Source organism: Arthrobacter sp. R1-13, from assembly GCF_054161475.1.
In genome coordinates this window covers 4,131,590-4,143,835 of sequence record NZ_CP096420.1, presented here as the reverse complement: position 1 = coordinate 4,143,835, position 12,246 = coordinate 4,131,590, and the positions used below count along the sequence as shown (strand labels likewise).

The following is a 12,246-nucleotide window of genomic DNA, read 5'->3' as shown; positions in this document are numbered from 1 at the left end:
GACCCCCAAGCGCAGCTCCATGTTAGCACCGAGCCTCCGCCTGCCCCTGTCATTTGACAGCCCGACGCCGTCCATTACGCCGGCCGCGTTCGGTCCCTGAGTCAACGCTGGGCTCAACTCCCCGAAGTGTGGCTGTCCTGGCCGCCTTCCGTCAGTTCACTTTCCGTATCAGGGCCGCCGTCGTCGTCGCAGCCGGTCTGATTGATGAGCGAGCTGGCCTGTGTGCCGCCGCCAAGGTGGAGGCCTGTGCTGGCGGTGGCGGGAAAGGCGGTTGGCATGGTCAGTCCCGTTCCGATGCTCAGGGCGAGCAGCACGCCGGCTGTTGCCCGGACGATCCTTCCCATCTCAGCCCTCCCATCCTTTGCCTGCCTGTAATCAGCATTCAGCAGTGGGTTGTGGACGCACCCTGATGGGGCTGAGCAGGGGCTGTGAAGGTTGCCAGCCCTTCGAGTTCCAGGGGCGAAATCAAGTCCTAGCCCAGCCGGGCTGCCCGTGCGGCGAGATACCGGCGTTCTGAGAGGTTCGCCGTGGAGCTTGCAGCGCGGAGATAAGCCTCACGCGCCCCCGTGGCATCGCCGGTCAGTTCTAGAAGGTGGGCCCGTACTGCATCAAGGCGATGACTGCGGGCGAGCTGTGGATCTGCCTCGACAGTGCCCAGCACCGCCAAGCCTGCGAGCGGTCCCTTCACCATGGCTACCGCTACTGCCCGGTTCAGCGTGACCACCGGGCTTGGCGCGATCCGCTCCAGTACGTCGTAAAGCGCCAGGATCTGGGGCCAGTCGGTATCTTTGGCCGTTGGTGCTTCGTCGTGGATGGCCGCGATGGCCGCCTGCAGCTGGTAGGGACCCACCGGGGCCTTGCCCAACGTGCTGGTCAAGAGCCCAACCCCTTCCCGGATCTGGGCGGTGTCCCAAAGACTGCGGTCTTGTTCAGCGAGCGGCACCAGGCCGCCGTCGGGCAGCGTGCGGGCTGACCTTCGGGCATCCGTCAGCAGCATGAGTGCCAGCAGGCCGGTTGTTTCGCCCCTCGCCGGTGATGTTGCCGGGATGACGTCCAGCAGCAGACGCGCAAGTCGGATGGCCTCGCCTGTCAGGTCCGAGCGCTGCAGGGAACGCCCTGAACTCGCGGCATACCCTTCATTGAAGATCAGGTATAGGACATGCTGGACGACGGCGGTCCTCGCCATGACCTCGTCAGGTGCCGGCGGCTCGAACCGGGCACCGGCACCGGTGATGCTTCCCTTGGCCCGGCTGATCGGCTGCGCCATGGTGGCCTCGGGAACCAGGAAGGCGCTGGCGATTTCAGCAGTGGTCAGGCCGCCGACGGCACGAAGGGTCAGGGCAAGCTGGGACGGCGGCGAAAGTGCCGGGTGGCAGCATAAGTACAGCAGCGTCAGTGTGTCATCGGCGTCAGGTGACACCCCGCCGTCGTACTCCTGGTGCTCCCAGGCAGGCTCCCCGGGCCTGGACACAGCTTCGGAACCCTGCAATGCAGAAGATTCCAGGGCAAAGGTTTCTTCCCGACGCCGGCGGGCGCTCTCGCTGCGCCACTGATCCACCAGGCGTCGCCCGGCGACAGTCAGCAGCCACCCGCGTGGATTATCCGGGATGCCGTCCCGGGGCCAGCTGAGGGAGGCTTCCAGCAGCGCCTCCTGTACCGCGTCCTCGCACGCATCAAACTGGCCGTAGCGGCGGGCAAGCGCGCCGAGGACCTGCGGCGCGAGGGTGCGCAGCAGGTCCTCCAGGGAACGGCTTCCCAATTCCACGTGTTTCGGCTTTCCCGCCTTACCGGGGGCTAGACATCCGGGGGTCCGTCCTGGACGGCCCTCAGTTCCACGGTGCCGGCATATTTGACGATGCTGGAGCAGATCTCGATGGCACGTTTCTCGCTTGCCACATCGACTACCCAGTATCCGATGAGTGATTCCTTGGACTCGGCATAGGGACCGTCCGTGGTGATCACGCCGTCGTCAGTCTGTTTGACGAGTTTCGCGGTACTGCCGTCAGCCAGCCCGGCATTGAACACCAGCTCGCCGGAGTCCGTGAGGTCCTTGTCGATCTGGATCATGAACCCGATCATTTCCTGGATCCATGCCGGATCGGCCGTTTGCATCATGGTTTCGCCCGAACCGAACATCATGATCATGTATTTCATCTCTGGCTCCTTGGTTAGCGGCACCTGTTGGTGGTGCCTTCATGGATAGGTCGGAGCTGCAGCTTGGTTCTCTACATGCTCCGGGACATTTTGTGAAAAGTTCGAATGCGGTTTCGGGCCGGGCGTTCGCCTCGCCGCCAGGCCCGGGGTCACGCCCGGGCGATGACCTCACCGTTGGGGATCAGGAACCAGCCGTCGTCAGTGGAGCCCCATCGGTGCCACCCGGCGGAGAGCCGGGTCAGGTCGGCTTCCTGGGCGAAGCCGTACTCCAATGCCTGCTCCGCGAAGGCCGAGTGCAGGACCCGCTCACTCCAAACCCGTGCCTGCCAGCGCCGCTGCTGACCAGTGGCGTACAGCCAGTTGCTGCTGCTGGGCGCGACGTCGGTGAAGCCTGCGGCCTGGGCCCACGAAACAAGCCTGCGCCCGGCGTCCGGCTCCGCCCCGTTCCGGCGGGCAATCTTTTGATACAGCTCCATCCACTCATCCAGTTCCGGGATGGCGGGGTACCAGCTCATGCCGTGGAAATCTGCGTCGCGCACCGCCACGATCCCGCCGGGTTTGGCCACCCGCCTCATCTCACGCAGCGCTTCCACGGGGTCGGTCAGGTGCTGGAGGACCTGGTGGGCATGGACGACGTCGAACGTTCCGTCTTCGAAGTCAAGGTCGTAGATGTTCCCGGCGACGAACTCGACGTTCTCCACGCCGCGTTCTGCGGCGAGCGACCTGGCTTGGGCGATGATGTCAGGGGACCTGTCCAGCCCAGTCACTTTGCCAGGGGCAACCAGGGCGGCGAAATCGCACGTGATGCTTCCCGGGCCGCAGCCCACGTCCAATACCGATGAGCCCGCGGCGAGATGGGGGATGACGAACGCTGCCGAGTTCTCTGCAGTCCGGGACGCATGGGCGCGCACGACGGATTCGTGGTGGCCGTGGGTGTAGACGTCGTCAGGCTGCTCGGCACTCATAGTGAAACGCTACCCCCGGTGCCTTCGAAAGGAGCGCAACCCGGCACATCACATTGTGGGCCCAGCGCTTACAGTGAAGGAGGAAATCCAAGGGATGAAGGAAGAGAACCCATGTCTGAAGGTCCGCGTCATTCCCTCTCCGACCTGCCGCGCCTGGCGCATCCCGATGGAAGCCCCATCCGTGCGCTCGTTGTCGACGACGAAAAGAGCCTCGCCGAACTGGTGGAGATGGGCCTGCGGATGGCCGGCTGGAGCGTTGCCATCGCCAATGACGGGCTGTCCGCTGTAAAGATTGCCCGGGATTTCCGTCCGGACGTGCTGGTCCTCGACGTCATGATGCCAAGAGCCGATGGACTTGAGGCGTTGCGCAAGATCCGGGTCTTCGCTCCCCGTATCCCCGCACTGTTCCTTACTGCCAAAGACGCGGTTGAGGACAGGATTTCCGGATTGGCTGCCGGCGGGGATGACTACGTCACGAAGCCGTTCAGCATGGAGGAACTGATGCTGCGGCTGCACCGCCTCGTTCAACGGTCCGGGGTGGCCGCCTCCGATTCGGCCGAGCTGGTTGTCGGTGACCTCGTGCTGAACCTGGAGACGCGGGACGTGACCCGCGGCGCTGACGAAATATCCCTGACAGCAACGCAGTGGGAGTTGTTGCGCTTCCTGATGGAGAACCCTCGCCGGGTTGTGAGCAAGAGCCAGATCCTGGACCAGGTGTGGAACTACGATTTCGGCGGGCAGGCCAACATCGTTGAACTCTACATCTCGTATTTACGGAAGAAGATTGACGCCGGGAAACCTCCGATGATCCACACAGTCCGCGGTGCCGGGTACGTCATCAAACCGGCTGCCCAGTGACGCAGCCAAGCAAGCCGGGGCCAAAGACGGCGGCGGCAGGGGTGCGGAGGGCGTGGCATCTTCGCACCAAGCTGGTTGTGGCAACCCTTGTTTTGCTGACGTTGATCTGCGCGGCGATCGGTGTGGTGAGCCATGTTGCCATGAACGCCTACCTGACAAGTGAACTGGACGGCGGCCTCGTGGCCGCTGCCGAGCGCGTGGTGCGTCCGCCCGGCGGAGGGCCGCGGCGACCCTCTGTCCCGGATCCTTCAGAAGCCCGAGGGCAGCGCCCAGGCACCTTAAATGCTTTGTTCGACGACGGCGCCGCGAGGGTTTCCGCCGTCGTGCAGGACGACGGCAGCACCAAACCGCTGACTGCGTCCGACCTGGAGGTTGTGTCCAGGCTGACGCCTAATTCGCCGCCCAAGGAGATGGTGCTGTCCAGCGGCCGGTACCGGCTGGTTTCCGCCATCGTCCCGAACACAGGGAAGATCCTGGTTACAGGACTCTCGACGGCGGACCGGGACAGTACGCTCGCTTCCCTGGACGGGACCATAGCGGCCGTTTCACTGTTCGGGGTCCTCCTGACAGGCCTGGCGGGCACCCTGATCATCCGGAGATCGCTGCGGCCGCTGGAGGAATTGTCCGCTGTTGCAACCTCCGTGACGGAGCTCCCGCTTGCTTCCGGGGAAGTCGCCGTGAACGTCCGCGTTCCTCCCACCGCGGCGCAACCCGGCACGGAAGTGGGGACGGTGGGAATCGCTCTCAACGAAATGATCGACCACGTCACCCGGGCCCTTAAAGCCCGGCAGGATAGCGAAACCCGGGTGAGGAGTTTTGTGGCTGACGCCAGCCATGAACTGCGAACGCCTTTGACGTCCATCAGGGGGTACACAGAGCTCGTCCTGATGGGGGACCGGCTCCAGGACGCCGACAAGGCAGCCTTGAAGCGCGTGGCCAGTGAATCCGAGCGGATGTCTTCCCTAGTGGAGGATCTCCTGCTCCTTGCCCGCCTTGACGAAGGGCAGCGCGGTGATCCAACGGAAGTGGATCTGACGGAGCTGGCAGTCGAGGTGACGAGTGACGTTCAGCTGTCCGCGCCGGACCACGTCTGGACTCTGGACCTGCCGGAAGATCCTGTGCAAATCACCGCCGTCGAGTCTGAGATCCGTCAGGTGCTGATCAATCTCATCGCCAACGCGCACAAACACACTCCGCCGGGGACGACCATCCGGACAACCGTCCGGAAGGAGGGCTCAGTAGCCACAGTGACCGTTTCGGACAACGGGCCAGGGATAGATGACGCTTTCCTCGGCAGTATCTTCACTCGTTTCAGCCGGGCCGACACAGCCCGATCCGGCACCGGCAGCACAGGGCTGGGACTCGCCATTGTTCAGGCTCTGGTGCACGCGAATGGCGGGACCATCAGTGTCACCAGCGAGCCCGCGAACACTCGCTTTACGGTGACACTTCCGGTTTAGGCCGCGGCCCCGGGTTAGCCTGCGGCCCTGCCTTTAGGCCTCTTCACTGCGCTGGCGGGCGTAGGCGCAAAGCCTGCATGCCGCCGTCGACGGCTACGGACGTTCCGGTGGTGGAACCGGAGCGGGGGCTGACCAGGTAGGCAACCGCGCCTGCCACCTCCTCTGCGGAAATCAGCCGGCCGTGGGGGTGGCGCGCTTCAAGGGCGGCGCGTTCCGCCGCAGGGTCCGGGGCACCCTCCAACAGGCGGGACACCCACGGCGTGTCAGTCGTCCCGGGATTGATGCAGTTCACCCTGATGCCTTCACGGATGTGGTCCGCCGCCATTGCCCGGGTCAGCGAGAGCACCGCACCTTTGGTGGCGGAGTACAGAGCCCGTTGTGGCATGCCTGCCGTAGCGGCAACGGAGCACATGTTAACGATGACTGCCGACGGCGACTTCCGCAGCGCTGGAAGCGCCGCACGGCTGACCCGCACCATGCCCACGACATTGACGTCCCACACCCGGTGCCATTCGTCGTCGTCGTTATCAGCCACGCTGCCTTGCGCACCGATGCCGGCGTTGTTCACCACTATGTCCAGACGGCCAAACTGCGCCAGGACGGCGTCGACGGCGGCACGGACCGAGCCGTCGTCGCTCACGTCGCAGACGGCGGGGAAGGCGCCCCGTGCTGACCTGGTGGGATGGCGGTCCAAAATGGCGACCTGGGCCCCCAGCGACTGGAGCCTGCCCACGACCGCATCGCCGATGCCGGATGACCCTCCTGTAACTATGGCCACCAGGCCCTGTAGTTCGCTCATGCGCCGATCCTCTCCTGAGCGGGAGTGTCCTGTTTCACTCAATCAATCTAGCGGGGGGGCGACGTTATCCATCCCTGCCAACCATGGGCTAGATGTGCCGGTAGCCAAGATACTCAGTGACCTCGAGGACGGAGCCGGGCGGAGGAGGCACGTCCGGGTTCCACGTCTTGCTGGAGGTGCCTCCCGTGATGAAGGTGCCGAGATGGTTTCCGTCCACAAGGAGCTCACCGTCCGGTGCCAGCACTCGGAAGCGGATGTCCTCACCCCTGTTGCTGACTACGAACGAGCCGCCTTTCGCAGTGATCTGCAGTTCGTGACCGGCGAGTTCCGGAGTGCTGACCGGACTGGGTTGGAACGGAACGCTGCTAGTGCGAAGGATGTTCTCTGCGAGCACCTGGAAATCGACAACGAGTGAGGTGAGAGTGCCGTCGGCGGCCAAACCCCAGTAACAAGGGTAGGCCCCGTCGCCATACCCGCTCGTGACCATGACCGCATCCACCACCTCGCCGGCGAGGCCGAACATTGTGCCCGGTGTCTCTATGAGCCGTTCCACATGCTCTTGAAACATCGCATGGACGCGCTGGGCCTGACACATCACCAGCGACCCGACGTCGAGGAGGGCAACGTTACCGGCATCGACTCCCACATTGTATGTGCCGTCGGTGAACTCGGCGCGGTGCCAGCTGACTGCGGGCGCCTCGGACAGCAGCAGCCGTACTGCGACCGTCACGCCCGACACCGTGGCAACTTCGATGGCGTACGTCCCCGGCGTTATCCGTCGGGCCAAGGGGACGAAGTGTGCGTCAACGAAACCGAAGTCCAAGACCGTGAGCACGCCGGAGGCGCAGGTGATCTTGCCAAGGTGGAGGACGTCGAGCCGCGCCGGTTCGCCAAACGGTTCCACCATCCTGCCCGCTGTGAATAGTCCCGGAAAGTCCAGCTCCAGGTGTGCCGGCAGATCGGGCAGGGCAGCGCGGGCTGAGGTCCTCTGCATGAGTGCCTCGGCCACAGCGGGATCGACCAGCGGTTTGCCGGGCGGGTCCAGGAAGGTCGAGATGTGGGAGATCCTCCACCCGTCGTCGCCGCGCAGCAGCTGGTACTCGTGGTAGTAGGTGGTGTTCCCTGCCGTTTGGATGACCGAGCGAACCGTCGCCGTGTCCTCGGCGACCTCGACGTCGGTGATCTGCTCGGCGGCGGGGTCGTGCGCGGGACTGGAAGACAGTGCACCTTCTTGGCCGGTGCGTACTCCTGGGGCGCAATGGGTCGCGACCAGTTCGGCCAACTCGCCGGTCCAGACTTGGAAGGCCCCTGGATCGAACGAGAACATGCCCGGGGACTTGCCGGACCGCTGCCACCTCGTGTGGAAGTCGGCCACGAAGGCATCGATTCTGCTGCGGACCTCATCCTGAGTCATAGCACACACCCTAGCGAGACATGGTTGCGTCTACTAGAAACCTGCAGGCTTTTCCGGGCGCTGGCCAAGCTCGAACAGGTACTGCCGTCCCGGCTTGCGTCACCGTATCAACGCGCTGCAGTCTGTGGTTGTGCCGATGGCCACCCCGGAACTCGTAGTTCTGGCCGCTTTGGGCTCATCTGTTTCCGCGCGCAGCAACTGCAGGGCTTCGGCTGCAGGGGTCCCGGGATCAGCGGTGTACATCAGAATCCTGTGCCCTGACTCGTCACTTTGGGCGAGGACTTCAAAGTTCAGTTCAAGGGAACCCACTTCAGGATGGTGCATTGACTTCAGGCCTGACATGCAGTTCTCCACCGGATGGTTAGCCCACAACGTGGCGAACTCCGGGCTCTTTACGGTCAGTTCACCCACCAGGGCTGCCAGTTCAAAATCGTCTGAACTCATCCCGGCCAGGAGGCGAAGGGAAGCGACGGCACGCCTCGCCTCCTTCTGCCAGTGCGGGTAGAGCTCCCGCGTGTGCGGATCCAGGAACAGCATCCGGGTCATGTTCGGACGAGTTGATGGCTTTTCCGGCGCCTCCAGATCCAGATGCCCGGCAACCAGCCGGTGGCCAAGCGGATTCCATGCCAATACTTCGCTGCGGCGGCTCAACACAACCGCTGGAATAGTAAACATAGAGCGCACCAGGCGCACAGTTCCCGGACTGGCCTTGTCGGGTTTGGTCATTGCGCGACGTCTAGTTTTGCCGGGCCGGGCAAGGTTGAACAAGTGTGTACGCTCATCGGTGTTCAAGCCCAGGGCCCGGGCAATGGAACCGATGACCGATTCAGAGGCATTGGTGCTCAGGCCCTGCTCCAGCCGGGTGTAGTAGGTGTTACTGACCCCGGCCAGCATGGCCAGTTCCTCCCTCCGAAGCCCGGGCACCCTGCGGATACCGTAGTTCAAAAGACCGACGTCCTCCGGCTGGAGGGCCGCCCGGCGGACGCGAAGGAACTCCCCAAGTTCGCTCAGATTACTCATGAGCCCAGTCTGCCGGTAACTGGAGTAGTTGTCCTGTCACTGGCAGGGGTACCCACAGCGGGGTGTGGTTGATCTTGCTGGATTCCTCAAAGCTGAGGATGCCGCCCGCAGCCTTGGCGGCTCGGATAAGTAGACAAGGACCACTTCTCATGACCACTCAGCCCGAGACCATCGATCCAGACACACTACTGAGGCCGCCTACTCCCAACACCTCATCGACTCAGGGCATGAGCGGCAAGCAGCGGCTAGCCCTGATCGTGCTCCTGACCGCAAGTTTTACGCTCGCCGTCGACTTCTCCATCCTCAACGTCGCCCTGCCCACTATTGGCGCCGACGTCGGCTTCAGCCTGGAGAACCTGCAATGGATCGCCACGGCATTTTCCCTTTGTGCTGCGGGCCTTACCCTCCTGTTCGGCAGGGTCGCCGACCTGGAAGGCAGGCGCAAGATGTTTCTCACAGGCATGGCCCTGCTGGGCGCCGCTTCGCTGATGGGAGGTCTGGCGATTGACCCCGCGATCCTGCTGATCGCCCGTATAGGCCAAGGCGTTGCCACGGCTATGGTCGTCCCTGCGGCCCTGGCACTGTTGCTGGGCTCATTTCCGGAGGGCCCACTACGGGACAAGGCACTGGGCCTCAACGGGGCGCTGATGGCGGCCGGCTTCACCGCGGGCGCCATCCTGGGCGGGCTCCTCACCGATACCTTCAGCTGGCGCTGGGCGTTCTTCATCAACGTCCCGGTTGCAGTTGCCGTACTGGCCATTGCACCGGTCGTATTGGCCGAGAGCAGGCCAACAACCAAAACAAGGCTGGACGTCCCCGGCGCAATCACCGTCACCTTAGGCCTCCTTGCCCTCGTATTCGGCATGACGCATGCAGCAGAGAACTCCTGGACAGACCCGCTAACGCTGGGTTCGTTGGCAGCGGCAGCGGCGATGTTCCTTGCCTTCACCGCCGTGGAGCGACGGGCAGAATTCCCACTCGTGCCACTGGCGATCCTCAGGCGCTCCACCGTCGCCTGGGGCAACACCGCGGGTGTTCTGGCTTTTGTGACCGAAACCTCTCTGGTGTTCCTGCTGACCCTGTACCTCCAGCAGGTGCTGGGTTACACCCCACTGGGCGCCGGGCTAGCGTTCGCCGTGCTGGGACTGGGAACCGTCCTGGGCGGAATCCTTGGCCCCAAGATAATCGGCAAGGTGGGGCACAAACGGGCTATCGTTTACGGCTTCCTCGTCCAGGCCATCGCGACAGCCTCCCTGGTCATGCTGAGCAACGACCCCGCCTCCATCGCGCTGCTTCTGGCCGCCACCTTTGTGGGCGGTGTTGCCAACCTGGTTGTCATCGTCGGCTTCATGGTCACAGCCACCTCCGGGCTGCCGGAGGGGGAGCGGGGACTCGCCACTGGTTTGGCCACCATGAGCCAGCAGATCGGCATCACTATGGGCATCCCCATCATGAGCGCCATTTTTGCCGGACAGTTGGTCGCCCGAGGATCAACCCATGCCCCGGCCGTTCTCAGTGGCGTCACCCTCGCAATCTGGGTCAACGCAGGCATGTGCCTTGCCACAGGGCTGGTGGTCGCAGCGTTCCTCAAAAAGCCCGCGGCCGTTCAGAAAAACGTAGCTGCCCCGCGAACTTGAGCTTTAGTTGTGTGTTCCTTCCTTGATGCTGTGAAGAAACAGATGGGTCCTTGAGTGGTGCACGCAAAAATTCCAGCAAGGGGACCCAGGTTAGGGAAAGCACTAAAGGGGTCCGGGCGCTAGGGGAACTGACCGGGGGGCAGGGTGTTCAGAATATTGCTATCAAAGGACTCCAGGAAACGAATCGAGGGATCGTCCGCACTTCGGCTGGTGCCTTTGTTGCTGGTCTGCTGCCTGCTCCTGTCGCTATCGCCATCATTGCCGGTCGAACGGGCATCAGCCACCGTAACCAGCGGAAAGCTCGCCATCATCGGTGATAGTTTCGGGTCCGGGTACATGCTTCCGGATCCGTCCAAGCGGTGGACTACCCTCTACGCCGCCAGCCGGGGCGCAGTGGAGATCAACAAGGCTGTGCCCGGCTCCGGGTACATAAATCGTGGCGCAGGCGCCACGTTCCTTCAACAGGCGCAGGGCATTCCGGCAGATACGGAGACTGTCCTGATCAGCGGTGGAATCAATGACGCAAGCCTGAACCGCCCGAATGCCGAGCTTGAAGCCGCCGTCCGCGCCACCCTGGAAGCTGTGAAGCTGGCGGCCCCAGCCGCTCAGATAACGGTGATTTCCCCGATGTGGATCCACAGCACACCGTCCCCGCAGCTCCTCCAGGTGGACGCTGCAATCCGTCGCACCCTGCCCTCCACCGTCCCATACGTCGAAGGCGGACCTTGGCTGAGGGTGGGACGCCCTGAATGGAACTACTATGACGGCCATCCCAATGGGCGGGGCCACGCTGTAATCGCGGGCTGGGTTCAGGACAACCTGTCGGGCGGCATTCCACGCGGTGCCGCGTTCGCTGATTTCGCCCGCCCAGGCAGTGCTGACACAGCGTTCACTGGGATAGGCGGTGTCAACCTCGCTGAGGGGACCATCCGAGATGCGCGCCGGGGATGGTGGAAGCTCGACGGGGACGCAGTCCTGTATGGATCAACTGCCGGTTTCCTGTTCGTCTCGGCCAATGGGAAACGGGATGCAGTCCGGAGCGACCTGGCATCGTTGCTGAACTATCAGCACGACGCCCGCATCTACCACCCTGGCGGTGACCTCCATGTTGCCGTCGGCTATGCGCCCAACGGGCAGGCGCGGGTCTTAGCCAACGGCGGCACCGCGATCAGCGCCCAATGGGATGGGGCGACCTAGTCTCCGGCGAACAACAGCAAGCCGGGCTGCAGCCGCCGCTGCCCGCCGGTGGGTCCTGGAACGAACGACGGCGGGCAGCGACTAACAGCGCAGGCTCGGCCTGCGGCGGCCGGTTAGAGAGTGCCCAGCAGGTTCCGCATTTCGACGATCTCCGCTTCCTGTGCAGTCACGATCACCTTGCTGAGATTCACGGCGTCCGGGTTCGCTCCGTCTGTTGACTCGGCTTTGGCCATTGTCACAGCGCCTTCGTGGTGGGTGATCATCTGGTTCAGGAAAAGCTTCGCAGCTTCCGTTCCCTGAGCGGCTTCCAGCTGTGCTAGGTCCGCTTCGCTCATCATGCCCTCCATGCCGTGACCGGAGTGGGCCGTTGCGGATTCGTTCCAGCTCTTGAGCCACCCGGTCATCGTTTCAATCTCCGGGCCTTGGGCGGCCTTGATCCTGGCGGCCAGGTCCCTCACCGGAGCCGGGATATCCTGCTTTTCCAGCACCATGTCGCTCATTTCCACGGCTTGGGCGTGGTGCGGGATCATCATCTGGGCAAACACCGTGTCGGCCGCGTTATGGAGCACGGCTGTCGCGGTTGCACTGCCGGACGGAGAGGCGGCCGTGGTGCTGTGGTCCATGCCGGGCATGTTGTGCCCGCCGGATCCGGAATCAGCAGCACATCCGGCAAGGGCAAGAGTGGCGGCGAGGGTGGTGGCGGACAGGGTCAAAAACGTCTTCTTGTTCATCAGTCGGATCC

General features: G+C 63.7%; 12 protein-coding genes. 4 read left to right on the top strand and 8 right to left on the bottom strand.

All coding sequences use genetic code 11. The annotated features are described in order from the left end of the window. Positions 1–113 precede the first annotated feature (113 nt). The 4 genes from M1D88_RS19250 to M1D88_RS19235 all read right to left on the bottom strand — a co-directional run bounded on the left by M1D88_RS19250 (position 114) and on the right by M1D88_RS19235 (position 3,119). Positions 114–344 (bottom strand): hypothetical protein, encoded by a 231-nt coding sequence (locus M1D88_RS19250; protein WP_458112326.1) that lies wholly within the window; start codon positions 342–344, stop codon positions 114–116. A 128-nt stretch (positions 345–472) separates the two neighbouring features. After that, positions 473–1,765: an RNA polymerase sigma factor gene (locus M1D88_RS19245; RefSeq protein WP_458112325.1), complete on the bottom strand. Its 1,293-nt coding sequence runs from the start codon at positions 1,763–1,765 to the stop codon at positions 473–475. 29 nt (positions 1,766–1,794) lie between these two features. After that, entirely contained in the window at positions 1,795–2,154 is a 360-nt protein-coding gene (locus M1D88_RS19240; protein ID WP_458112324.1) for a YciI family protein, read from the bottom strand. A 149-nt stretch (positions 2,155–2,303) separates the two neighbouring features. Then, the gene (locus M1D88_RS19235) at positions 2,304–3,119 is read right to left on the bottom strand and encodes a methyltransferase domain-containing protein (RefSeq protein ID WP_458112323.1); all 816 of its coding nucleotides are present in this window, start codon (positions 3,117–3,119) and stop codon (positions 2,304–2,306) included. Between the two features lie 111 nt (positions 3,120–3,230). On the opposite strand from M1D88_RS19235, the gene M1D88_RS19230 reads away from it, so the two are divergent. Both M1D88_RS19230 and M1D88_RS19225 read left to right on the top strand, forming a co-directional pair. After that, positions 3,231–3,977, top strand: a complete 747-nt coding sequence (locus tag M1D88_RS19230; RefSeq protein ID WP_458112322.1) for a response regulator transcription factor — start codon at positions 3,231–3,233, stop codon at positions 3,975–3,977. Next, the gene (locus tag M1D88_RS19225) at positions 3,974–5,437 is read left to right on the top strand and encodes a sensor histidine kinase (protein WP_458112321.1); all 1,464 of its coding nucleotides are present in this window, start codon (positions 3,974–3,976) and stop codon (positions 5,435–5,437) included. The genes M1D88_RS19230 and M1D88_RS19225 overlap by 4 nt, the downstream gene beginning before the upstream one ends. 43 nt (positions 5,438–5,480) lie before the next feature. On the opposite strand, the gene M1D88_RS19220 is transcribed toward M1D88_RS19225, so the two are convergent. The 3 genes from M1D88_RS19220 to M1D88_RS19210 all read right to left on the bottom strand — a co-directional run bounded on the left by M1D88_RS19220 (position 5,481) and on the right by M1D88_RS19210 (position 8,670). Then, the gene (locus M1D88_RS19220; protein ID WP_458112320.1) at positions 5,481–6,236 is read right to left on the bottom strand and encodes an SDR family NAD(P)-dependent oxidoreductase; all 756 of its coding nucleotides are present in this window, start codon (positions 6,234–6,236) and stop codon (positions 5,481–5,483) included. Positions 6,237–6,324: 88 nt separating this feature from the next. Then, a complete protein-coding gene (locus tag M1D88_RS19215; RefSeq protein ID WP_458112319.1) occupies positions 6,325–7,650 on the bottom strand; it encodes a DUF4241 domain-containing protein in 1,326 nt (441 codons plus the stop codon). Between the two features lie 99 nt (positions 7,651–7,749). After that, on the bottom strand, positions 7,750–8,670 hold the full coding sequence (locus tag M1D88_RS19210; protein ID WP_458112318.1) for a helix-turn-helix transcriptional regulator: 921 nt from the start codon (positions 8,668–8,670) through the stop codon (positions 7,750–7,752). A 227-nt stretch (positions 8,671–8,897) separates the two neighbouring features. On the opposite strand from M1D88_RS19210, the gene M1D88_RS19205 reads away from it, so the two are divergent. After that, the gene (locus M1D88_RS19205) at positions 8,898–10,307 is read left to right on the top strand and encodes an MFS transporter (protein ID WP_458114579.1); all 1,410 of its coding nucleotides are present in this window, start codon (positions 8,898–8,900) and stop codon (positions 10,305–10,307) included. Between the two features lie 258 nt (positions 10,308–10,565). Beyond that, complete coding sequence (locus tag M1D88_RS19200; RefSeq protein ID WP_458112317.1) at positions 10,566–11,504, top strand: SGNH/GDSL hydrolase family protein; 939 nt, start codon at positions 10,566–10,568, stop codon at positions 11,502–11,504. A gap of 113 nt (positions 11,505–11,617) precedes the next feature. On the opposite strand, the gene M1D88_RS19195 is transcribed toward M1D88_RS19200, so the two are convergent. After that, entirely contained in the window at positions 11,618–12,235 is a 618-nt protein-coding gene (locus M1D88_RS19195) for a DUF305 domain-containing protein (protein ID WP_458112316.1), read from the bottom strand. Positions 12,236–12,246 lie beyond the last annotated feature (11 nt).